This window comes from Actinokineospora lacus, assembly GCF_053813445.1.
Map to the genome: position 1 here is coordinate 32,260 of NZ_JBQERA010000016.1, position 23,958 is coordinate 56,217.

Annotated in this window: 15 protein-coding genes; 7 read left to right on the plus strand and 8 right to left on the minus strand. The window is 74.0% G+C overall.

The genetic code is table 11. From position 1 onward, the window contains the following. Position 1: 1 nt before the first annotated feature. The 3 genes from ACTG9Q_RS29970 to ACTG9Q_RS29980 form a co-directional block, all read right to left on the minus strand. Positions 2-163: a hypothetical protein gene (locus ACTG9Q_RS29970; RefSeq protein ID WP_455576414.1), complete on the minus strand. Its 162-nt coding sequence runs from the start codon at positions 161-163 to the stop codon at positions 2-4. Between the two features lie 204 nt (positions 164-367). Continuing rightward, the gene (locus ACTG9Q_RS29975) at positions 368-1,498 is read right to left on the minus strand and encodes a CaiB/BaiF CoA transferase family protein (protein ID WP_455576296.1); all 1,131 of its coding nucleotides are present in this window, start codon (positions 1,496-1,498) and stop codon (positions 368-370) included. A gap of 68 nt (positions 1,499-1,566) precedes the next feature. Beyond that, entirely contained in the window at positions 1,567-2,688 is a 1,122-nt protein-coding gene (locus ACTG9Q_RS29980; protein WP_455576297.1) for an acyl-CoA dehydrogenase family protein, read from the minus strand. A gap of 140 nt (positions 2,689-2,828) precedes the next feature. Between ACTG9Q_RS29980 and ACTG9Q_RS29985 the strand changes: the two genes are divergently transcribed. The 6 genes from ACTG9Q_RS29985 to ACTG9Q_RS30010 all read left to right on the plus strand — a co-directional run bounded on the left by ACTG9Q_RS29985 (position 2,829) and on the right by ACTG9Q_RS30010 (position 14,657). After that, on the plus strand, positions 2,829-3,452 hold the full coding sequence (locus ACTG9Q_RS29985) for a TetR/AcrR family transcriptional regulator (RefSeq protein ID WP_455576298.1): 624 nt from the start codon (positions 2,829-2,831) through the stop codon (positions 3,450-3,452). Between the two features lie 273 nt (positions 3,453-3,725). After that, complete coding sequence (locus ACTG9Q_RS29990; RefSeq protein WP_455576299.1) at positions 3,726-4,448, plus strand: hypothetical protein; 723 nt, start codon at positions 3,726-3,728, stop codon at positions 4,446-4,448. A 551-nt stretch (positions 4,449-4,999) separates the two neighbouring features. Then, a complete protein-coding gene (locus tag ACTG9Q_RS29995) occupies positions 5,000-7,198 on the plus strand; it encodes an ATP-binding protein (protein WP_455576300.1) in 2,199 nt (732 codons plus the stop codon). Beyond that, complete coding sequence (locus tag ACTG9Q_RS30000; protein ID WP_455576301.1) at positions 7,195-7,842, plus strand: response regulator; 648 nt, start codon at positions 7,195-7,197, stop codon at positions 7,840-7,842. Before ACTG9Q_RS29995 ends, ACTG9Q_RS30000 begins: the two co-directional genes overlap by 4 nt. A gap of 96 nt (positions 7,843-7,938) precedes the next feature. Then, a complete protein-coding gene (locus ACTG9Q_RS30005) occupies positions 7,939-8,571 on the plus strand; it encodes a response regulator transcription factor (RefSeq protein ID WP_455576302.1) in 633 nt (210 codons plus the stop codon). Between the two features lie 35 nt (positions 8,572-8,606). Further along, positions 8,607-14,657 carry an NACHT domain-containing protein gene (locus ACTG9Q_RS30010; RefSeq protein WP_455576303.1) on the plus strand — a complete coding sequence of 2,017 codons (6,051 nt, stop codon included), beginning with the start codon at positions 8,607-8,609 and terminating at the stop codon, positions 14,655-14,657. A gap of 3 nt (positions 14,658-14,660) precedes the next feature. On the opposite strand, the gene ACTG9Q_RS30015 is transcribed toward ACTG9Q_RS30010, so the two are convergent. Further along, positions 14,661-16,079 (minus strand): COG1470 family protein, encoded by a 1,419-nt coding sequence (locus ACTG9Q_RS30015; protein ID WP_455576304.1) that lies wholly within the window; start codon positions 16,077-16,079, stop codon positions 14,661-14,663. 50 nt (positions 16,080-16,129) lie between these two features. On the opposite strand from ACTG9Q_RS30015, the gene ACTG9Q_RS30020 reads away from it, so the two are divergent. Then, positions 16,130-18,688: a choice-of-anchor D domain-containing protein gene (locus tag ACTG9Q_RS30020; RefSeq protein WP_455576305.1), complete on the plus strand. Its 2,559-nt coding sequence runs from the start codon at positions 16,130-16,132 to the stop codon at positions 18,686-18,688. Positions 18,689-19,061: 373 nt separating this feature from the next. On the opposite strand, the gene ACTG9Q_RS30025 is transcribed toward ACTG9Q_RS30020, so the two are convergent. The 4 genes from ACTG9Q_RS30025 to ACTG9Q_RS30040 all read right to left on the minus strand — a co-directional run bounded on the left by ACTG9Q_RS30025 (position 19,062) and on the right by ACTG9Q_RS30040 (position 23,957). Continuing rightward, positions 19,062-19,985, minus strand: a complete 924-nt coding sequence (locus tag ACTG9Q_RS30025) for a zinc ribbon domain-containing protein (RefSeq protein WP_455576404.1) — start codon at positions 19,983-19,985, stop codon at positions 19,062-19,064. 1,085 nt (positions 19,986-21,070) lie between these two features. Beyond that, entirely contained in the window at positions 21,071-21,607 is a 537-nt protein-coding gene (locus ACTG9Q_RS30030) for a phage tail protein (RefSeq protein WP_455576306.1), read from the minus strand. After that, positions 21,607-23,550: a putative baseplate assembly protein gene (locus ACTG9Q_RS30035; RefSeq protein ID WP_455576307.1), complete on the minus strand. Its 1,944-nt coding sequence runs from the start codon at positions 23,548-23,550 to the stop codon at positions 21,607-21,609. The genes ACTG9Q_RS30030 and ACTG9Q_RS30035 overlap by 1 nt, the downstream gene beginning before the upstream one ends. After that, complete coding sequence (locus ACTG9Q_RS30040) at positions 23,550-23,957, minus strand: GPW/gp25 family protein (RefSeq protein ID WP_455576308.1); 408 nt, start codon at positions 23,955-23,957, stop codon at positions 23,550-23,552. The genes ACTG9Q_RS30035 and ACTG9Q_RS30040 overlap by 1 nt, the downstream gene beginning before the upstream one ends. Between the last annotated feature and the right edge of the window lies 1 nt (position 23,958).

Consider the following 23,958-nt stretch of genomic DNA (forward strand, 5'->3'; position numbering starts at 1 on the left):
CTCACGCGAACAGACTCCTCAGGAACGTGATGATGGCCTCCGCGCCGTCGCGCAGCCAGCCGAACAGGCCCTGCACCGCGTCGGCGGCCGAGTTGGGCTGCGAGATCACGTAGAACAGCACGATCCCGACGCCTGCCACGATCAAGATCTTCTTGACGTCCATGCCCATCTCCCTGTCAGCTCCGCACGCGGTACCCCGACCGGTGCGCCTCCCGGTGACATGATCGCCCAAGTCGGGCAGCGATGGCCACGCCACGCGGAACTCTCCGTGCACGAAGGTACGGCACAGCAGCCCATGGGCAGGGAATGTCACCCCAGGGAGGTAATCAAACGGTCACGCGCGGCGAGGTACTCGATCGAGTGGTCATCAAGCGATGACGCCCGCCGCCTTGAGCGTCGCGACCTCCTCGTCGGCGAGCCCGAGTTCGGCGAGCACGGCCGCGGTGTCCGCGCGCGCCTGGCTCGGCCGCGACGGCGTCGCCGGGGCCGTGCGGCTGAACTTCGGCGCGGGCGCGGGCTGCGGCGAGCCGCCGATGTCGACGAACGTGCCCCGGGCGACGTTGTGCGGGTGTGCGCGGGCCTCCTCGGGGGTCAGGACCGGCGACAGGCACGCGTCGGTGCCCTCGGCGAGCGTGGCCCACTCGTCGCGGGTCCTGGTCCGCAGGGTGTCGGCCAGCAGGGCGCGCAGGGCGGGCCAGTTCCCCGGGTCCATGTGCTCCGGCACGTCCTCAAGGCCGAGCACCTCGGTCAGCGCCGTGAAGAACCGGTGCTCGATGGCGCCCACGGCGACGAACTTGCCGTCGGCGGTCTCGTAGGTGTCGTAGAACGGCGCTCCGCCGTCGAGCAGGTTCTGCCCGCGCGGCTGGTTCCACGCGCCCAGGTTGCGCAGGCCGTGCAGGTGTGTGGACAGCAGCGCGGCCCCGTCCACCATGGACGCGTCCACGACCTGGCCGCGACCGGAGCCCTGCCGCTCCACGAGGGCGGCCAGCACGCCCATGGCCAGCAGGAGCCCGCCGCCGCCGAAGTCGCCGACGAGGTTCAGCGGCAGGGTCGGCTTGTGGCCCGCCTGGCCGATGGGCTCCAGCGCGCCCGCCACGGCGATGTAGTTGATGTCGTGGCCCGCCGCGTGGGCCAGCGGGCCGTCCTGGCCCCAGCCGGTCACCCGGCCGTAGACCAGGCCGGGGTTGCGGCCCATGACGACCTCCGGGCCCAGGCCCATGCGCTCGGCCACGCCGGGCCGGAAGCCCTCGACGAGGACGTCGGCGGTGTCGGTCAGGCGCAGGACGAGGTCGCGACCCCGGTCCGCTTTGACGTCCACGCCGATCCACCGGCGGCCCCGGGTGAGCGGGTCGTCGGGGAAGCCGAGCACGTCGGCGCCCGGCCTGGCGCGGTCGACGCGGATGACGTCGGCGCCGAGGTCGGCCAGCACGGTGGCGGCGAACGGCGCGGGCGCCAAGCCCGCCAGCTCGATGACCCGCAGGCCCTTGAGCGGTCCCACTTGTCGGTTCTCCTCGCGAGTCGGCGGGTGAGCGGGTGAGCGGGTGAGCGGGTGAGCGGGTGAGCGGGTCAGAGCGTGCGGGCGATGATCTCCTTCATGATCTCGTTGGTGCCGCCGTAGATCATCTGCACCCGCAGGTCGGTGTACATCCTGGCGATCGGGTACTCGTTCATGTAGCCGTAGCCGCCGTGCAGCTGCAGGCACTGGTCCACGGCCTTCATGGCCCGGTCGCTCGACCACCACTTGAGCATCGCCACGGTCGGGATGTCGAGTTCGCCGCGCAGGTGCCTGCCGATGCAGTCATCGAGGAACACCCGCGCGATGCGGGCCTCGGTGGCGACCTCGGCGAGGGTGAACTTGGTGTTCTGGAAGCCGAACACCGGGCGCCCGAACGCCTCGCGCTCCTTGGTGTAGCGCAGGGTCACCGCCAGGGCCAGCTCCATCGCCACGACCGAGGACACGCCGATGATCAGGCGCTCCTGCGGGAGCTGCTGCATGAGCTGGATGAAGCCCTGGCCCTCCTGCGGGCCCAGCAGGTTGGTGGCCGGGACGCGGACGTCGTCGAAGAACATCTCGGCGGTGTCCTGGGCCTTGAGGCCGATCTTGTCCAGCACCCGGCCCCTGCGGTAGCCGTCGCGGGCGGTCTCCACGCCGATCAGCGAGGTGCCCTCCGCGCCCTTGCCCGGGTCGGTCTTGGCCACGATGATGACGAAGTCGGACTGGCCGCCGTTGGTGATGAAGGTCTTGGCGCCGTTGATGACGTAGTCGTCGCCGTCGCGGATCGCCTTGGTCTTGACGTTCTGCAGGTCGGAGCCGGTGCCGGGCTCGGTCATGGCGATGGCCCCGACCCACTCCCCCGAGGCCAGCTTGGGCAGCCAGGACTGCTTCTGCTCCTCAGAGCCGTAGGCGAGGACGTAGTGGGCGACGATGCCGTTGTGCAGGGACACGCCCCAGCCGGAGTCGCCCGCGCGCGCCTGTTCTTCGAGCAGGACCACCTCGTGGGCGAAGGTGCCCCCGCCGCCGCCGTACTCCTCCGGGATCGACAGGCAGAGCAGGCCGACCTCGCCCGCCTTGCGCCACAGCTCGCGGTCGACCTCCTTCTGCTCGATCCAGCGCTCGATGTTGGGGGTCAGCTCCTTCTCGCAGAACGTCTTCGCCAGGTCGCGGAAGGCGTCCAGGTCCTCATCCATCCACGGCGAGCGGTTCACTGAGCCTCCAGGGAGCGGCCAACGGGGTGAAAACATTCAGGCTTGAATGTAAATTCACGCGTGAAGGTACCCGCTGGTCCGCGGCCCCGTAAAGTCCCTGCCAGTCCTTTGGGAGGTCGTTCGTGGCATCACCCGCCCGCACCCACCGCACGCAGCAGGAGCGCAGCGAGCAGACCCGCGTCGCCCTGCTCGACGCCACGGTCGAGTGCCTGGTCTCCCTCGGGTACGCGCGGACCACCGTCCAGGAGATCTGCGCCCGCGCCGGGGTCTCGCGCGGGGCCCAGCAGCACCACTTCACGACCAAGGCCGAGCTGATGACCGCGGCCCTGCAGCACCTGTTCGGGCGGCTGATCGGCCAGGTCACCGCGTCGGCGCGATCGCTGCCGCCGGGCCCGGAGCGCATCAGCCACGGGATCGACCTGCTGTGGGAGACCTACTCGGGGACGCTGTCGACCGCGGCGGTGGAGCTGTGGGTGGCCGCGCGGACCGACCAGGAGCTGCGGGACTCGCTGCGCCCGGTCGACCGGGCGCTGGGGCACGCGACCCTGTCGCTGTACCGCGAGGCGGCGGGCGAGCTGCCGGAGGCGGAGGTGGAGACGCTGATGCTGCTGACCGTGAACCTCGTCCGCGGCCTCGCCCTCGACGCCATGATGGGCGGCGACGACGCGCGCCGGGCGCGCCTGCTGGAGGAGTGGAAGGCGACGGTCCTGGAGCGCTACCTGGCCGCCTCAGCGGCATCGCGCTGAGCGCCGACCAACCCCGATTGACCCAACCCGATTGGCACTGACCAGCGGTGGCCGACCCGGCCCTCGCTCGGGTCGGCCACCGCTCATATAGAGATGAGGGCGCAATCACTCTTTCGGGACGTTCGCTTCCGCAAAGACTCTGGATTGACGGGCGAGTCGCGGCCCCCGGTCGGCGTGTTCGCCATCGCCGACGGCGCTGACCTGCTGCTTCTTGCCTCGCGCGGCGGATCGGGGTGGTGATTCCCCGCGGGGCCGGGTGAGGAAGATGGCGGTATGGCTGTTTCCCGGGTGGGGCGCCTCGCGCCCGCGTGTCACGTCGCCGCGCTGGCCGTGGGCCTGGTGGGGACCTTCCTGCCGGTGCTGTCGCTGTCGATTCCGCTGCCGATGCTGGGGGCGGAGCAGCGCGGCCCCGGGATCACGTCGATCGAGTGGTCGCTCTGGGAAGCCAGCTTCGCGCCCGAGCTGGACGAGCTGGTGCGGGGCAGCCTGCTGCTCCTCATGCCGCGGGCGGCCGTGGCCGCCGGTGGCCCGATCCTCGTGCTGGCGCTGCTCGTGCTCGCGGTCGGCGGCGTGTTCGCCCGGCTGGCGGGCCGTGACGGCGGGGTGTGGGTCGGGCGGGCCCGGTTCACCTCCGCGATGGGGGCGGGCGCGGTGGCCGCCGCCGTGGGCGTCTGCGTCGCGCAGGCGAGGGCGATGACCGGCGACGTCGGGCTGCCGAGGTCGATGGCCGACGAGCTCAGGTTCCAGACCGGGCCCGGCGTCGTGCTGCTCATGGGCGCGGCGGTGCTCGCCGTGGTCGCGGCGGTGGCGACGCTGCGGGTGGGGCGCCCGGCCGGGACCGGCGGCGCCCCCACCGAGACCGACAGTGCCGAGATGGACACCCCGCCCATGGGACTGCGACTGCCGGACGACGGCCCGCAAGGCCACCCAGAGGACAACAGCCCAGAGGACAGCGACCTGGAGGACAGGGCGCGCAAGGGAGACCCTGCGCTCTAGGCCGTGTTTCAGATGTGGAGCACGGCATAGCCGCGCCAGTCCGGCCGCACCCCACATCTGAAACACGGCCTAGACGGCGTACTGCCACACCTCGTCGGCCCAGTAGTGGCCGGGAAACGAGCATCCGGTCGCTGAGGATGCGGTCGACGCAGCGCAGATCGATGCCGAATTCGACGACGAACAGCTCCGCCGGAACCGACGCTTCCGAGGCGTCGCCGGGGACCTCGGCGCCCGGCAGCTCCCAATAACCCGCGACCGGCTGCGGACGACAACGCCGGGCCGCGAACAAGCGTCCACCACGTACGATCGCCGCACCCACCACGACCTCCATGAACGCCAGCCAAGCCCAGCGGTCCACCGGTGAGCAGACGCGCGCAGGTGGACATGGGGACACCGATCGCGGCCAAAAGGGAACGCGGCCGGATTAGGCCATTGACCCGCCGCGGTTAGGGAAGTCGGAGCCGATGCCACTGCACCAGACGGGTGACGTTGGTGATTCCGAGGAAGTCGCGGGGGTGCTTTCGGACACCCGGGTGGGGGATGATCCCAGGGTGTCCGGTCGACGGTCGGGTGCGTCGGTCCTCATCCTCTCCCTCCTCATGCTCGGCGCGGCCGGGTGGTGCCTGCTGTCGCGCGCGCTGGCTCCCGGGGACGGCGCGACGGTCAACCTCGGCGACGCGGCGTTCTCCCCCGCCGGGGTCGTCGTGATCAGCGCCGCGCCCGGCAGCGCCCTGCGCCCCGGGGACATCGTCGACGCCATCGACGGCCGTCCGCTCCCGCGACTGGGCGGCCCGCCCGCGGAGGCGGGCGACACCCTCGTCTACGACATCCGGCGCGACGGCGTCCGACTGTCCATTCCGGTGCACCTGCGGCCCTACCCCGTCACCCGGGACGTGGGCCACGGCTGGCCGACGCTGCTGGTGATCGGGCTGCTCGCGGTCACCTCCATCACCATCTTCCGGGTCCGCCCCACCGAGCCCGCCGCCCGCGCGGCGCTGCTCGCCTCGGGGTTCGCCGTGCTGACGACCACCGGGGCCGCGGTCTTCGGGCTGCAGCCCCTCGACCTCGCCGTCGGCGACCAGTTCTGGCGCTGGTACGTGGGGGAGGCCGCGTTCGTCCTGCTCTGGGGCGCGATGCTGCACTTCGCCCTGGTGTTCACCGGGCCCCGGCCGCGCTGGCAGACCGCGGGCGCCTACCTCGGCGGCCCGCTGCTGTACGGGATCGCGGCCGTGGTCTCCGGCGGGTTCACCGCGGCGGCCTCCCCGGCGCTGCCCGCCCTGTTCGCCTACCCGGCGGTCCTGCTCGCGGTGCTCGCCCACACCTACGCCACCGTGCCGGAGGCCCGGCGGAGGCTGCGCTGGCTGGCCGTGGCGCTGGGCGGGGGCGTGCTCGTGTACCTGGCCGTGTGGGCGCTGCCCACGGCGCTCTCCGGCGCGCCGCTGTTGCCCGAGCGCTACCACACCCTGGTGTTCCTGCCGGTGCCGATCGCCGTCGCCGCGGCGATCCTGCGGCACCGGGCGCTCGACATCGAGGTGGCGATCAGCCGCTCGCTCGTCTACGGCGCGCTCAGCGCGGGCATGCTCGGCGCCTACATCGCCGTGGTGACCGCGCTGTCGCTGCTGTTCCCGCCGATGGACCGGCTGTGGCAGCAGGCCGTCGCCGCGGCCGCCGTCGCGCTGCTCGTGCAGCCGCTGCACAACTGGATGCGGGAACGGGTCAACCGCAGGCTGTTCGGCCACCCCGACGACCCCTACCACGTCGTGTCCACTTTGGCCGATCGACTGGCGGGCACCCGCGCTCCGGGTGAGACGCTGCCCGACATCGTGGCCACCGTCTCGCGCGCTTTGCGCCTGCCCTACCTCGCCGTGGAGTTCCAGGGCCGCACCGGCCCCGAGGTCGCCGCGAGCACCGGCGAGCCGCCCGCCGACACCCACCGCCTGCCGCTGATGTTCGCGGGCGAGCGGATCGGCACGCTGGTCGCGGGCGGCCCCGGCGTGCTGCGCCGCCGCGAGCGGGTGGCGTTGGCCGAGGTGGCCCGCCACCTCGGCGCCGCCGTGCACACCGCGCAGCTGACCCGGGACCTGCGCCGCAGCCGCGACCGGCTCGTGCGCGCCCGCGAGGAGGAGCGCAGGCGCCTGCTGCACGAGCTGCACGACGGCGTGGGCCCCACCCTGGCGGCCATCGCGCTCGGCCTCGACGCCTCCCGCCGCGGTGTCGTCCCCGACTCCCCCACGGCCGCGCTGCTGGCCAGGCTGCGCACGGAGCTGGCCGACGCCATCGGCGAGATCCGCAGGCTCGCGCACGGCCTGCGGCCACCCGTGCTCGACCAGATCGGCTTGGTCCCCGCCCTGCGCGCCTACGCGGGGGCGCTGGCCAGCCGCACGGCGCAGCGGGACGCGTCGGGGGCGGGCGTCACGATCATGCTCGAGGTTCCGACAGTCATGCCGAGGCTTCCCGCGTCGGTGGACGTGGCCGTGTACCGGATCGTCTGCGAGGCGCTGACGAACGTGACCCGACACGCCAACGCCCGCTCGTGCGCGGTGCGGCTGTGGGTGGACGACGAACTGCACATCGAGGTGGTCGACGACGGAATCGGGCTGCCCGAGCGGGCAACCGCGGGCGTGGGTCTGGCGTCTATGCGGGAGCGGGCCGCCGAGCTCGGCGGGGACTGCCTGGTCCACAGCGACGGCGAGGGCGGCACCCGGGTGCTGGCGACGCTGCCGCTGCCCAAGGAGGGAGTTCACCTGTGACGACACGGGTCCTGGTCGTCGACGACCATCCGCTGTTCCGCTTTGGACTGTGCACGGTGCTGGCGGGCGAGCCGAGCGTGGACCTCGTCGGCGAGGCGGCCACCGGCGCGGAGGCCATCGCCGCGGCGGGCCGGTGCGCGCCCGACGTGGTGGTGATGGACGTGCACCTGCCGGACATGACCGGCATCGACGCCACCCGGGAGATCCTCGCCGAGCGGCAGGACACCGGCATCCTGATGCTGACCATGTTCAACGACAGCGAATCCGTCTTCGCCGCCATGCGCGCGGGCGCCAGGGGCTACCTGCTCAAGGGCTCCGGCCAGGAGGAGATCGTCCGGGCGGTGCACGCCGTGGCGCGCGGGGAGGCCATCTTCGGCCCGGACATCGCCGGGCGGGTGCTGGGCTTCTTCACCACCCCGCCGCCCGCCCACGACGTGCCGTTCCCCGAGCTGACCGCGCGCGAGCGCGAGGTACTGGCCCTGCTGGCCGACGGGACGAGCAACGGGCTCATCGCGTCCCGGCTGTGCCTGAGCCCGAAGACGGTGCGCAACCACGTCTCCAGCATCTTCGCCAAGCTGGCCGTCGCCGACCGGGCACAGGCCATTGTGCTCGCCAGGAAGGCCGGGCTGGGCAACGGCCCTTGAGGGCAGAAAAAGGTCCCAACCGGGACACCGGTCCCATGCGCTCGGGACGCCTGAAGGGGCAGAGTGATCAGTGGAGCCGATGGAGGGGGTTGGACCATGTTGGAGCAGAGCCGAATCTCGGTGGTCATCCGAGCCACAGACCCGATCTTGCGCAACGGGGTGCACATGGCGCTGCGGACGAGACCAGAGGTGTGGCTGCTGGAGGACACCGACGACACCGCGGGCGCGGTGGCGCTGGTGGTGGCCGATCGGTTCGACGATCGCGCCAACACCCTGCTGAAGTCCGTGCAGTGCCGCGGTTTCACCCGGATCGTGCTGGTGGCCGGGGACCTGGAGGACACCGAGATCCTGACCGCCGTCGAGGGCGGGGTGTGCGCGGTGGCGCGGCGCAGCGAGATCAACCCGGATGTGCTGGTGCGGCTGGTGAAGGCCGCAGCGGCGGGCGAGGGGGCCCTGCCGCCGGACCTGCTCGGGCGCCTGCTGAACCGGGTCTCCCGGCTCCAGCGGCACGTGCTCGAGCCGCGCGGGCTGCACCTGGCCGGGATCTCCAACCGGGAGACCGAGGTGCTGCGGCTGGTCGCCTCCGGTATGTCCACAAAGGAGATCGCGGACAAGCTGTGCTACTCCCAGCGCACCGTCAAGTCGATCCTGCACGACGTCACCAACCGCTTCCAGTTGCGCAACCGCTCGCACGCGGTTGCCTATGCGATGCGTGAAGGGCTGATCTGAGTAACCCCGAGGTCGGGTTCTGCGATCCTGGTGTCGTGAGCACCAGGGCGTTCCTCTCCTACGCGCACGACTCCGACGAGCACGTCGAGGCCGTGCACCGCTTCGGGTCGTTCCTGCGCGCGAACGGGGTCGACGCCCGGTGGGACCGGCCCGCGGAGCAGACCCGGCTGGACTGGCCGGTCTGGATGATGGAGCAGACCCGCCAGGCCGACTTCGTGCTGGTGGTGGCGTCCCCGGCGTACCGTCGGCGGGCCGATGACGACGCGCCCGCCGACGAGGGCCGCGGGGTGCGGTTCGAGGCGTCGCTGCTGCGCGACCTGTACTACCAGAACAAACCCGGCTGGCTCGGCAAGATCCTGCCGGTGCTGCTGCCGGGGCAGGCCGTCGACGGCATCCCGGCCTTCCTCGGCCCGTACACCGCCACCAGCTACCGGGTCGGCTCGCTGACGGTGGCGGGCGCCGAGTCGCTGCTGCGGGTGCTGACCAACCAGCCGAAGTACGTCGTCGAGCCGGTCGGGGCCGCGCCGGTCCTGCCGCCCGTGCCCACGCCGGTCTTCGACGTCCCCGGCGAGTTGTCCGAGCGCGAGTACACCCGGGTGCGGCGGCGCTACGCCGAGGAGGTCGCCGCGGCGTGGCGCAGCATCCCGCTGGACAGGCTCGGCGAGGCCGACGACTCCCGGCGCATCGTGCGCCTGCCGCTGGACGGGTTGTACGTGTCCCTGCACGCCGACGCCCGCTCGGCGGCGGACTTCCAGCGCGCGGGCAGGCTGCTGGCCCAGCAGATCGCCGACCGGCGCCAAGACGGCGGCGAGGACGGCGGCACCGTCGAGGAGCGCATCGAGACGCTGGTGGCCCGCGGTGGGCGGCTGCGTGACGAGCGGCTGGCCTGGGAGTCCGCCGACAGCACCGATCGAGCTGACAGCGCTGATCAAACCGACAGGGCCGATCGGGCCGATGCGGGCGTCTCGCTGCCCGACGCGGTGGCCCGCCACCAGGTGCTGGTGCTGCGCGGCGGTCCGGGCAGCGGCAAGACCGTGCTGTGCCAGCGCCTCGGCGCCCAGGCCGCCGAGGAGGTCACCCGGGGCGGGGGCCGGGTGCCGCTGCGGGTGCGGCTGGCCGACTACGCCCGGATGCACGCCGACACCCTGGCCGCGGGCGGCAAACCCGGCCCGCTGGCGGAGTTCGTCGCCCGCTCGGTCCCGGTCGCCGACGCCACCGCCGGGCAGGTGGAGGCGATGCTGGAGGCGGCCTTGGAGCGCGGGCAGGCGCTGGTGCTCCTCGACGGCCTGGACGAGGTCAGCGCGCACCGGGAGGCGCTGCTGGAGGCCATCGTCGAGTTCGCCGGGCGGCACCTGGTGTCCCCGGGCAACCAGCTGCTGATCACCAGCCGGATCGCCGGGTACGCCGCGGCGCCGGTGCCGCTGGAGTCCGCGGCGCACTACGTGATCCGGCCGATGGTGTGGGAGCAGATCACCGAGTTCGTGGCGAACTTCTTCCGCGAGGTCTACGCCGACCCGGCGGGCGCGCGAGCGCTGCTGGCCGAGCTGGCCGCCCCCCGGGGCGCCGCGGCGCGGGCGCTGGCGAGCACACCGCTGCACCTGACGTCGATGTGCCTGATCTGGCACCGGCACGGCAGCCTGCCCGAGTCGCGCGCCGGGCTGTACCGCAGGCTGATCCTGGACATGGCCGCGCGCTGGCGGGGCCTGGTCACCCCCAGCCAGCCCGACGAGCTGCGCGAGCTGCTGGGCGCCGACGGCCCGGTGCTGGCGATGCTCGCCCACGTCGCGGCCACCATCCACGACCACTACCCGCAGGGCGAGATCCCCGAGGGCAAGCTGCTCGACGTCATGGAGCGGGCGCTGCTGGGCCCGGCCTGGTACACCCGCCCCGCGCCGGAGCGCCTCGGCGTCGAGCTGCTCGACGTGCTGCGGACCCGGGTGGGGGTGCTGGCCGAGATCGGCAACCGCACCTACGCCTTCTCCCACCTCAACATCCAGGAGTACCTGGCCGGGCTGACGCTGGTGCCGGAGGCGGGCGGGGTGACCGAGGCGATGCTCGCCTCCATGGTCGACCGGCTCGGCGACCCGCGCTGGCGGGAGCCGGTGGTGCTCGCCGTCGAGGAGCTGGCGCCCCCGGCGCGCACGGCGCTGCTGCGCGCGGTGCTCGCGCGCGGGGACCTGGAGCTCGACGTGTGGGCCGAGGTGTGCCTGGCGACCGGGTGCACCGGGGACGACGGCGAGCTGGCGGCGCTCGCCGAGCTGGCCTTCTCGGGCTGCCGCGAGCTGCGCGAGTACCCGGACCTGCTGGCCGACCTCGTCGACGGGGTGGCCGCGGTCCGCGCGCGGGTCGGCGCGGACCGGTTCGACGCGATCGCGCTGGGGCTGCCGCCTGCGCTGCTGCCGGTGGTGGCCTCGGTGTACTGGGAGCGGCGCTGGCTGTCCGATGCGGTGCTGGCGGCGTTCACCGCGATGGCCGACAGCGACGAGCACGCCGAGTGGGGCAGGCCGGTCGACCGGGCGCTGCGGCGCGTGGTGTCCGGCCCTGAGCCATCGATCCCGCTGCTGGACATCCCGCCGAGGCCGGACTCGCCGCGGCTGCGGGAGCTGGGCCTGCCCGCCTGGCAGCGGGCCCGGCGCGAGGAAGCCGAGCGGGTCATCGGGCGGCTGGCGCCCGGCCTGCTGCCGCTGCGTGATCTGTTCACCGGTGATCGGGAGCTGTGGCGGCGGTGCGCGGACTCGCCCGCGTGCGCGGCGGTGCTGGCGGTGCTGCTCGGCGGGCTCGACCACCGCGGCGCCGTGGCCGCCGACACCCGCTACTCCGATTTGGCCGACCTCCTCGGCCTGGCGGACAACCCGCGCACGCAGGTGATCACCGAGTCGGCCGCGACGCTGGTGCCGCGCTTCGGGATCGGCGACGTCGTGTACCCGATCGCGGTGTTCCTGGACAAGGACGGCAAGAACCTGCTGATCGGGCACGCCCCGGCGCCGAAGTTCGGGCCGTCGCTGCTGGCCAAGCCCGTGGGGCCCGCGCTCACCGCGGCGCTGACGGCGTGGGCGCTGGCCACCCCCGGGGACCCGGCCGCGCTGCGGACGGCGTTGGACGGGGTGGTCGGGCCCGAGCGCGCGGCGGCCCGCCTCGCGATGGCGGTGCTCGACGGCGTCGCCCCGGGCCCGGACACCGAGCGGGAGCGGCGGCGGGCGCTGGGCTGGGTGGGCGACGCGGCCGTGCGGGGGCAGGGCCGGTGGCTGGGCGCGGTGTGGCTGGGCGAGGGGGCCACCCCGGCCGAGCGCGCGGCGGCCCACCGGCACCTGCGGTGGCTGTTCGCGGCTGTGGCGGGCAGGCAGCTCAACGCCAACGAGCCCCAGGTCCCGGCGCCGCACCGCGGCGGGCCCGCGATCGTGCTGGCCGACCGGATCGGCCGCGAGCTGGCCCAGGTGGACCCCGACCGGCGCGGCACGCCGCCCGCGCTGCCCGACGCCACCGCCGCGGACCGGCGCGCGGCGCTGGCCTGGCTGCCGTGGCTGCCGACCTGGCTGGACGGCGCGGCCGACCCGCTGAGCAGGGGCGGCGCGGCGGCGCTGTCGGCGCACCCCGCGGTCTCGGCGCTGGACCTGCTGGACACCGTGGCCGCCGTGCTGCGGCACGTGAGCTGGCGGGCGGGCTGGGAGCAGCCGGTGGCCACCGCGCTGCTGGACGCGCTGCGGCCCTTCGACCTGTCGACGCCCGCCGGGGTGGAGACGGCGTACCTGGCGTGGCGCACCGGGGTGGCGACCGAGGAGGAGGCGGCCGCGCTGGCGGGGCTGGGGCTGCCGACGCCGTCACCGGCGTCGGTCCCGCTGCGGCTGCCCGCGGCGTGGTTCGTGGCGCCGGTCCACGGCGCGGCGGAGTCGGTGCTGCCGGTCGTGGACGAGGAGACCGACCCCGCCCGGCGGCTGGCGGCGTACCACTACGTGGGCAGGCGCGGGCTCGTCCCGGTGTCGGAGTCGCTGTTGCGGCGGGTGATCTCGGTGGACCGCCCCGCCGAGGACGTCGCCGCCGTGCTGCTCGACCTGGCCGTGCGGATGGGCCAGGACCCGCAGCGCGAGCGGTGGCTGATCCGCGGGATCGACTGGCTGGGGCGCGGCAAGTCGCCCGAGCTGATCGGCGAGACCCTGGTCCGGCTCGGCTGGCACCCGCTGTCGCCGCAGGCGCGGCAGTGGCGGGCGATGGTGGCCGAGGCCATTCCCAGCGCGCTGCTGCGCTCGGAGGCCGCCGGTGACCCGGTCGCCACCCGGCGCACCATCATCGACCGCTTCGGCGCTCGGGTGGTGGGCACGGTCGACCGGGTCGCGATGACGGCGCTGGCCGCGCTGGTGCCCAGCCCCGAATCGGCGGACATCCCCGATCCCGTGTGGACGATCGAGGTGCCGCGCCGGGGCAGCGGGACCATCCTGGACGCCGATCTGTTGGCCCGCATCACTTCCGTCCCTGACGATGAGGCAGCGGTGATCCTGTCCGATGTGGAGCGCATTGACCCGAGAACCGCGGCGGAGCTGGAACACGCCGCGCCGTCAGCGGCGTGGGCGCCGACCGCCAGGGCGCTGGCCCTCATCAGCCGCGTCGAGCAGGGTGACGCCACCGTCGAGGACTTCCTGGCCTCGGTCGACCTCGTCCTGACCGGTGACTCCCGGCTCGCCGCGCTGGCCTCGCTCGCCCTGCTGGGCGGGGTCCGCAGCGTCGAGCGGACCTACCGCCGCCACCGCCTCTCCCGCCACGGCGCGGCCTGCTGGCGCCGCCTGGCCGCCGCCCACCGCGCGGCCCGCGCCCGCGACCCCGAACGCGCCGCCCTCCTGGGCGAGTTCCTCCTGGAGTGGGAGATCGACGACGCCGACGCGGTGGCCGCCCTGCTCACCGGCGACCCCGACACCGCCCGCGCCCTGCTCCACTCCACCACGCTCTGGCGCGGCGAGTGCCAGGCCGTGCTGGCCGACTGGCTCACCACCACCGCGGTCCCCGACAACCTGGTCCGCGCCGCCGCGAGCCTGGCCGCCATGCTGACCTCCGCCCACAGCGACGACAACGTGATCCCCGCCCTGCGGAACGCTGTCACCGCCCGCGCCCGCGCGGTGTCGCGGCCCCCGGTGCTGCTCACCGGCATGGCCGCCGACCGGCACGACCGCATCGGCGCGGTGGCCCCCGTCGTCAACGCCATCGCCGCCGCGTTGCGGGCCCGGCCCCCGGCGGACGGCGCCGGGCGGTCCGGCCCGGCCCTGCTCGACGCCGCCCGCGCCCGGTTCGCCGAGGCGGCGGCGCCGGTCTTCCCGGCCCGCGGCCCCGACCGCCTCGCCGACTTCGGCAACCTGCACTTCCAGCAGTTCTCCAGCGAACCCGGCGACGCGGCCCAGTGGGTTCCCGACACCCTCGACCACGCCGCCGCCCTGCCCGTGCTGGCCGACTGGCTCGTCGCCTTGGACGCTGACGCCCTCCACTCCCACCTCTCCACGCCGTGGGCGCCGCCGCACCGCATCGCCGAATGGGACGCGGTGACGAGCCTGCTGACCGTCCTGGCCGCCACCCAGCCCGCCACCGTCCTCACCGAATGGGACCCGGCCCGGTACCAGCCGATCCTGAGCCGCGCCGCCACCACGGTCCCCTCCCGGGTGAGCCGCCACGCCACGGTGATGCTGCTCGGCGCCCTGCGCTACCTGGACCTCACCCCCGCCGAAGGGCCTGACCTGCTCGCCGTCGTGGCCTGCGCGCTGCGCTCCCCCACCCCCTCGATCCAGCGCACCGCCGACCGGATGCTGCGCTCCCTTCGCCACGTGCGCGGCGGTTCCCTGGTCCAGCACCTGCTGGACCAGGTCCACAACTGTCCACATGAGTCACTGGTGCTGGGCTACGCCCGGCTGGCCGCGATCGCCGCCGCCGACCCCCAGTGCACGGGCCCCGACCGCCGCGCCGTCCGCCGCGTCCTGCGCGGCGGCCTCGGCGCCCCCGCCCGCCGCCTGACCCTGCAGGCGGGCCTCGGCGGCGGCGACGACCCCGTCACCATCGTCCGCGGCCCGCTCCTGGACACCGAACTGCGCAGGCTGGCCGCGTTCCGCTGAATCTCAGCCCGCCAGCCTGCCGGAGAACGACGCCGCGGGCTTGCAGGTCACGTTCGTGGGGGCCTGGCAGCTCACCGCGAGCACCAGCTCCTCCCCCGGCGCGAAGGTCCAGGGCTCCACCAGGTGGTAGTCCAGGTCGCGGAAGTTGGCCAGGCCGACTTCCAGGAGAACGCGGTCGCCGCGGCGCAGTTGCAGGAGACCGGCGTCGCCGCGGGGGTTCTGGAGCAGGATGTCGGTGATCACCAGGGTCTTCTCGGCGGGGACGCCCGGCTCGGCGGTGAAGGTGGTGAACACCGTCGAGTCCGGCTGCAACGGGGAGTCAGCGGTGATCCGGAAGTCGACCGTGCTGCCGCTGGAGATGTCCACGCCGCCGGGGGAGACCACCTCGGGCGCGGCTGACGGGGCCAGGCCGCCGTCCTGCACCGCCTTCTGCGCGGCGTCGGCCTTCTGCTCCGCCGCGGCGGCCTGCGCGGCGGCGTTGTCGGCCTTGGCGGTCAGCTCCGCCTGCTGCTCCACGGCGGCCTCGACGGCCGCCTCGCGCGCCGCGGACTTCAGGGTCGGCTTCAGGACGGTGAACCACAGCGTGGCCAGCACGATCGCCAGCACGAGCAGGATCACCAGGGCGGGCAGCAGCCACTTGGGCAGCAACTGCTGCTGCACGACGGTTCCGTTGGCGTGCACCGGCGGCGTCTCGGGCGCGATCGCGGTGACCTGGAACGGGAGCCTGCGGTCCGGGCCGCGCAGGAAGCGGTCGTGCGGGCGGGCGCGCAGCTTGAGGAACGCCGAGGTGCCCGGCTGCACGGTCAGCGCGGTGTGGTCGAGCGTCAGCTGCAACTGGTCCTCCGGGTCGGAGGTGTGCAGCTCGACGGCGATCGGGGAGTTGCCCGCGTTGTCCACGACCAGCTCGTGGCGCGCCTGGCGCCTGCAGTGGGAGGTCTTGGGCACCAGTTCGACCTGCAGGTCGGTGAACGGGGCGACGAGGACGGCGCCTTCCTCCACCCGGGAGCCCAGCGGGTCCTCCCGCGAGGCGACCCGCACCCCGAACGGGACGGGACCGGCGGGCACCTCCGCCGAGCGCGGCGGCGCGAAGGTCACCACGACCTCGGCGTCCTGGCCGGGCATGAGGTTGACGACCTGCGGGCTGACCGTCGCCCACTCCCGGGACTCACCGACGACGTCCACCGTGAACTGGTCCACGAGCGGACCGGAATTGTTGACGCGCACGGACGTGGTGACCGTCTGGCCCGGGGTGGCGGCCAGCTCGCGGCCCGCCAGCGACGTGGTGGCTCCCATGCCGGGAAGTGTCGCGAGCGTTGCCCGCACCCGGGACGCCGCGCGGGGTGCCGGGTCGGGCAGCGCGCGCTGCCCCATCGGGCGGCCGGGGCCGACCGCTTCGCCACCCGCGCACCGGGTGTCCCGCACGCGTGGGTTTCCTACCGTGGGCGGGAGAATCGGCATAGTGGAGGTCTCTGGTGCGCGCAGCGGGGTCGGCCGCGGTCCGCCGCGGCGCGCTCGGTCTTGTCGTGGTCACGGGTGTGGCGCTGGTCTCGGGGGTGCCCGTGCCGCGGGCGGGCGCCGAGGTCGCGCCGGGGCAGACGCTGTTGGTGACGCGTCCGTCGGACGGGTCGCTGCTGGAGCACCACGCGGTGGAGACCGCGATCTCCGGCGGCGGGCGGCACATCGTGTTCTCCTCGCGCGGCTCCTACACCGACCTGGACAACAACGGGTCGGCGAACGTCTTCGCGCGCGACCTGGACACCGGGGTGACGACGCAGGTCAGCCTCGGGCACGAGCCGTCAGAGGGCGAGCCGGTGTACGACCGGTCCCCCGACGGCGACAGCAGCCAGCCCGCGATCTCCGCCGACGGCCGTTTCGTCGCGTTCGTGACCACGGCGACGAACATCGCCGTCGTCACGGACGGCGTCTTCAACGACAGCGCCCCGGACGTGGTGGTCCTCGACCGCGACGCCGACCGCGACGGGCGGCTCGACGACAGCGCCCCGCGGTACCACCGGATCACCGCGTCCCACTACTACGATGGCCACCCGCGCACGCCCCGCCTGTCCGCCGACGGCCGCCGTGTCCTGTGGACGGACGAGGCGTCCCTGGGCGAGTTCGGCACCGTGTGGGTGGTCAGGCACCGCGACCTGCTCGACGGCGCGCCGTCGACGCCGATCGCCACCGTCTCCCCGGACCTCAAGGACGGCACCTTCCCCGTCGGCGCCTATGACGGGGCCCTGTCCGCCGACGGCACGCACGCCGCGATGGTCGTGGACTACAGCGAACCGGAGCCGGGCCTGCGGCACCGGCCGCTGCTGCGCCTGGCCGGGCAGGGGTACGCGGACCCCGACTTCACCGCGATCATCTTGGTGCACCTGGGAACCAGGTTCGTGTCCCGAGTGGACTATGACGAGGAGGGTGAGTTCCTGGGCACCAGCCGCGAGGCGGGCATGCGGTTCCCGGCGATCTCGGCGGACGGCTCGGTGGTGGCGTTCGAGGCCGAGGAGTACCAGACCGGCGACGGTGCGTGGTACCCGCTCGCCGGCCAGCCGAACGTGTACGTGGTCCGCCGGGCCGAGGAGAGGTCCCGGATCGTCTCCCGCAACACCGCCGGTGAACTGCGCAACGGCGCCCGGCCCGCGCTGTCGGCAGACGCCCGCTACCTCGCGTTCGTCACCGACTCGCCGGACATGCACGACGGTGTGGACCGCGCGCCGTCCGACAGCTCGTGCCTGCGCCGGTCCGACTCCCTGGCCGTCCCGCCCCCGGACGCGGCGCGGGACGCGCGCACCGACTGCCAGGTCGTCGTGCGCGACCTCGTGCTCGACGCGGGCCCCGAGCGGTTCCCCGGGGTGCTGGCCTCGCCGGGAGTCGGCACCGACTGCGCCGACGTCCTGCTGCCGGACCAGACCTGCGCGGGTGGGAACGACAGCGGACTCGCCCCGAGCGACCTGATCCTGGACCTGAGCGACGGCGAGGGCGTGCCGAGCCTCAGCGCCGACGGCTCCCGGGTCGCCTTCGACTCCCGCGCCGACGACCTCGTCCCCGGCGACACCAACGAGTCCTGGGACGGCTTCGTGCGGACGTTCCAGCCCGCCATCGCCGCCGACCCGGTGGACTTCGGCGCCGCCGAGGTGGGCACGACGCTCAACCGCACGGCCACCCTGCGCGTGGTCGGCGCCGGACCGCTGAGGATCGCCTCGATCACCGTGGACGGCGCCGACTTCACCCCCGGGGCCGACACGTGCGTGGGCGTGGCCCTGCACCGGCTGGGCGAGTGCCTGGCGGGGGTCGCGTTCACCCCGACCGCGCCGGGACCCCGGGCGGGCAGGCTGGTGGTCCGCCTCGCCGACGGCCGCGAGTTCGGCGTCGACCTGCGCGGCGAGGGCTCCGACGTCCCGGTCGTCCCCGACGGCCCGGAGCTGACCGTCGTCCCGGCCCCACTGGACTTCGGCACGCGCCTGCTGCTCTCGACCGAGCCGACGGGCACGCTGACCGTCACCAACGCGGGCGGCTCGCCGATGACCGTCGCCTCGGTGGTCCCGGCCCTGCCGAGCGACTTCTCCGTGCGCTCCACCGACTGCGCGGTCGTCGCGTCGGGATCGTCGTGCTCGGTGCTCGTGCGGTTCCGGCCGACCGTCGCCGGGCCGAGGGTCGGCGGCCTCATCATCACCAGCGACGCGCCGGGCGGGCCGCGCCTGGTCGGCCTGCGCGGGGTCGGCAGCACCCCCGCCCTGGTGGTCAACCCCGGGGTGAGCAGGCCGGGGCGGGTCACCAACGTCAGCGGCGCCGGGTTCCCCGCGGACACCGCCGTGCGCGTGCGCTACCTGGAGTCGGTGGAGATCGCGACGGCGGTGACGTCCAACGAGGGCGCGTTCAGCGTGCCGCTGCTGGTCTTCCCCAAGGCGTCGATCGGCCAGCGCACCGTCGTGGCCACTGTGGACGGGGTGCTGCCGGAGATCAGCGCGAAGGGCCCGCTGCTGGTGGTGTACCCGTCGATGTCACCGCCGGAGTTCCTGACCCGGGGCTGAGAGGCCATCGGCCGACGCGACAGCGAAGCGCGGCGCGCCTGCGGTACCAGGAGAGCGGATCGTCGCGCTGGGTCTCGCCTGAGGGCTGCCGAGGCGTGGTGCGCCCGGTCGGCACCAGGCCGGCGCTTGGGAGCGGCGCCGCCCAAGTCAGCCCGCGTATCAGCATCGAGGTCGTGTTCACTCCCGATCGGACTTGCACGGCATCCGGAGATGGCCACTGGGTGCGACAACGCGGACACCGTTCCCCAGCAACGACTGGTGACGCGTCCGCAGGTCCTGTCGGTGGACGAGGAACGGCAGGCAGTGCGGTCGGTGAACCCCGCACTGCCTGCCGTCAACGGTTGCCTGTCGTGCCCGGTCCCGGGCGGTCTTCCTACCTGCGGACGAACATCTCGATCTCGGAAAACGCCAGGTCGGTGCCCTTGACCGACTGGAACACGTCCACGACGTGGATTTCCACGCCGGTGGCGCCCTCGCCCTGCTCGAAGCTGACCTCCTGCGGGTCGGGGTGGTCCTTCAGCTCGACGTCGGCGGTGCGGCCGGTGGAGAAGACCAGGTGCAGCTTCCGGGGCCGGTGCATGCTCTGGAAACCGTCCTGCGCCCCGGTCCGCACGATGGCGCGTTCGAGGTCGACGGGCCGGTCGTAGGTGAGCACCAGGATCGGCTTGCTGGTGCCCGGCGCGCTCCAGAACGACTTGGTGTTGCCGTCCACCGCCGCCGATCCCGGCCGGTTGGGCAGCTCCTTCGTCGCGCTGACCGAGACCGGCGAGACCGGGTCGTACTGCGGCAGCACCAGTTCCTCGGCCCACTGCTTGGCGGTCAGCGCCCGCTCGTTGACCCAGCCGCGGAACTGCCCGGACACCCCGTAGGCGATCCCGGCGACCAGCAGCAGCACCGCCGCCACCCGCCGCACGGTCTCGAAGACCCGGCCCGCCCCCTCGGCGAACGCGGACTTCCCCTGCCGGGTCCCCTTCGGGCGGTCCCCGGTCTTGCGGACCTTCGCCCCGCCCTTGGGCAGGAGCCGCCGCCACCACGGGACCTTGACGACGTCGGCCTCGGCGAGGGAGGTCCCGCACCGGCTGCAGAACTTGCGGGTGGCGGGATTTCCCTCACCGCACTCCCCGCAGACCAGCTCCCCCGGCTTCAGCTTGTGCGTCGGCGCCCGCTTCTTGCTGACCGGCGCGGCCTGCCTGCTCTCCTGAGGCAGCTCCCCCTTCCCGTGCTGCCCGGCCCCCGCCACCGGCACGACCAGGTTCCGCGCCGCCGCCTTGTCCTCGACCGACGGGAGTTTCGGCATCTCGGGCACGTCAGCACTCCTCGGCGGCGCGGGCGGCGGTGCCGCGGGGACGGCAGGCGGCGGAACAGCGGCGGGCACGGCCGGTGCGGCGGGCGGCTGGGGCGGCCGGGGAGGTGCGGCCACCGGCAGCGCGGGCGGCGTCGGCGGGCCTGCCACCGGCGCGACCGGTGCGGCAGGCGCCCGGGGCGGCGCAAGCGGTATCGACGGCGATGTCCCGGGGACGGCAGGCGGCTTCGGCGGCGCCGCCACCGGCAGCGCGGGTGCTCTCGGCGGCGCGGCAGGCGGCGTGGGCGGCTTCGCGGGCGCGCTCACGGGCAGCGCGGGCGGCTTCGGCGGCGCGGCGACGGTCGCGGCTGACGGCGCGGACAGCGGCGGTGCGGCCGGAGTGGTCGGAGTGGTCGGCCTTGGCACTCCGGCCGAGGGCGGAGGCTTCGACAGGGCCGCGCCCGGCGCTGCGGGTGGCATGGGAGGCGGTTTCGGCGGCCCTGCCACGGGCGGCGACGGAGGTTTCGGCGGAGCCGCACCCGACACGGCAGGCGGCATGGGAGTAAGTGGTTTCTGTGGTCCTGCAGCACCCGGGGCTGCGGGCGGCATGGGAGGCGGTTTCGGAGGGCTAGCCACGGGCGACACCGGGGGTTTGGGTGGGGCCGCGCCTGGGGCGGCGGGTGGCATGGGGGGTGGTGGCTTTGGCGGGGGTGGTTTGGGTGGGGCGGGGGCGGCGCCTGCTGGGCGGGGTGGGGCGGTGGGGCGCGGTGGTGTCGCGGGGGCGCTGGGGCGGGCGGGGGTGGCCGGGGTGCCGGGTCTGGCGGTGGGGGTGCCGGGTCTGGCGGTGGGGGTGCCAGGTCTGGCGGTGGGGGTGCCAGGTCGGGAGGCGCTTTCCACTGGTGGGCGGTTGCCCACGTCGGCGTAGATGGCCGAGTGGAGCCTGGACAGGAGGCCGCGTTTCGGCTCGACCTGGTCCTCCTCCTCAGCCGCCGGGGGCGGGGGTGGGGTGACCCGCTCGCCCGTCCACTCCAGGAACGCGCCGCACTGGCCGCAGAAGGTGTCGGTCTCGGCGTTGTGGTGGCCGCAGCCCTTGCAGACGATCATGTGGTCACCTCGACGCGGTGGACGACGTGGGCTGGTTTGCCCGCGGCTACTGCGGCCTCGACCAGGTCGGCCGGGATGCGGGACACGTCGTCGACGCGGACGCGGACGGCCATCCGGGGGTGGGCCTCGCCGGGGAGGTCGGCGGCCGGGTTGGCCGACCAGGCGACGCCGCCGCTGTCGGCGATGTCCACCTCGCCGCCGGTCAGGACCTCGAGGTGCGCGCGCAAACCGGCGACGGTCCCCCGCATCCGGTACATCTCCACCGCGGTCGCCACCACCGCCCGCCGCCGCTCCAGCGGCCAGCCCTCGTCGAGGTCGATGCCCACCCAGCCCGACAGCCAGGCCAGGAAGTCCGCGGGCGCCAGCAGCGGGTCGAGGTAGTCGACCAGGCAGTCCACAGTGGACAAGACCGGCGCCAGGACGTCGTCGAACCCCGCCAGGAACCGCGCGGTGAACGGGTCCTCCTGGTAGACGGCGGGCAGCAGGTCCAGCATGGGGGCCGGGCTCGCCAGCCCGGGGAGCAGGCCGCGCATCAGTGGTCCTCGATCTTCACGTGGTGGTCGTAGCCGAACACCAGGCTGTGGCGGTCCAGCTCAAGGCGCTGGGTCTGCGCGCCGCGCTCGCCGGTCACCGGGTTCGCGCCGAACAGGCGGACGTCCTCCACCATGTCCACCCCCCGCACCCGCTGGAGCAGCGCGTACACGTCCCCGGCCTGCACCGGCCGCCCGAACGGCCAACCGAGGCCGTCGGGCCCGCCGCTGATCGGGTTCAGGAACCCGTACAGCGCCGCCAGCGCCTCGGTGCGCACCCGGACCTGGTCGACGCGCGGGCGGGCGATGAGCCGGGCCACGACGGTCACCCCCCGGTACCGCGGCGGGGACACCAGGACCCGGGTCCCGATCAGGCGCACGGAGTCGAGGCGGTCGGTGATGCGGGCGAGCATGTCGTCGCCGGGCACCAGGTCGGCGAACTCGACGCGGCCCTCGCTCTGCGCCGCGGCGGGCACGACGAGCACCCGCAGGGAGCCCGCGTCGGCCTCGTCGTCGCCCGCGGTGACGCACCGGACGCGGGCCACGTCGGGGGCGGCCTCGCGGGTGATGGCCTCGTAGTCCTCCGCGGTCACCGCGCGGCTGCGCGTGCGCAGCAGGATCGGGCCGCGGGCCTTGGCCTGCTCGACGGTCTCGCCGTCGACGCCGCCGACCGCCGCGCGCGGGTTCTCCACCGCCGCCACGAACGGGATGGACGACTTGAGGGTCTGGATGGTCCCCCGCCCGACGTTGCCCAGCCTGCCGCCGCCGACGGCGTACCGCAGCCGGATCGCGGTCTGCGGCGGCGGAACCGCGCCGTGCCTGCGGAGCCCGCCGTCCGGCTCGCGAATCGCTGGTCCGAAGTAGACGATTCCGGCGGCGGCGTCGAGGACGTAGTGCCGGTCGTCCGGCCCGCTGGCGACGAAGTGCTCGACCCGGGCCCACTCCTGCCAGCCCTGCTCCGAGGACACCTCCAGCACCGCCCCGTCGGCCACCACCGGGCCCCGCTCCAAGGCGAACGACTGCCCGGGAACACCTTCGGACATCCCCAGCGCCTCATCCTCGACGATCTCGCAGTGCACCGCCTCCACGGTTCCGCCCGCGGTCCCCGCGGCCAGCGCCCCGATGACCGGCGCGGCGGTGTAGGTCGGGAACTGCTGGTCGACGAGCACCACCCGCGCCCGCAGCCACCCGGCCCGCTCCCCGGCGACCACGCTCACCTCGTGCGTGCCGGGCACGTGCACCAGCACCTCGCCGACGGTGTTCAGCGCGCCGGTGCTGTCCTTGCCCACCGGGCAGCGCGCCCAGTCCGACCCGGTCCACGCCTCCCACACCAGCGGCGGGTGGTCCGGGTGCACCCCGACGCCCTCGACGGCCGCGGAGATGTCCAGCCGGACGACGCAGTGCGGCACCGCCGAGGTCAAGCCCACCAGCAGCACGTCGCCCGGCGCGGGCACCGCGGAGAAGGCCGGGAACGTCTCCCCCATCCGCAGCGCGTCAGTGCGGAACACCGGTTCGTCATCGCCTGCGGTCCGGGTGGCCACGGCGTGCAGGGCGCACGGGATGACCGACAGCGCCCGGTCGGTGGAGAAGACCACCGACTCCTCCACGTCGGTGCGCACGGTCGCCACCGCGGTCCCCGCGGGGATGCCGACCGGCGCGATGGCGGGCGCCGAGAGCCAGAACGTCACCGGCACCCGCGCGGTGGCGGGCGGGATGAGCCGAAGCCCGATCATCTCCAGGAATTTCACGTACAGCCGGTCGGGCACCTGGTTGAGCCGGAACAGCAGCTGGTCGGTCATGTACGCGAAGGTCTCGATCAGCGTCACGCCGGGGTCGGACACGTTGTGGTCGGTCCACTCGGGACAGCGGCGCATCACCATCCGCTTGGCGTCGTCCACCAGGTCCTGGAAGCGGCGGTCGTCGAGGTTGGGCGTCGGCAGCGGCATCAGTAATCACTCCCGTCCTCGGGGATGGTGTAGAACGGGAAGACCAGGTTGCGGCGGTCGTTGGTGTCCTTGGTGCGGTAGCGGATGTCGATGAACAGCGTGCCCCCCGAGTCCGGGTTCGGGCGCACGTCGACGACCTCGACGTCCACCCTCGGCTCCCAGCGCAGCAGCGCCCTGCGGACCTCGTGGGCGAGTTCGGCGATGGTGGCCGGGTCGATCGCCCGGAAGACGAAGTCGCGGATGCGGCTGCCGAAGTCCGGCCGCATCGGCCGCTCGCCGGGGTAGGTGGCCAGGATCAGCCGCATCGCCTGCTCCAACTCCACCTCGCGGCGCACGAGCGCGATGCCGCCCTGGGCGCCGACCCCGAGCGGGAAGGCCCACCCGGCGCCCACGAAGTCTGCCGACACG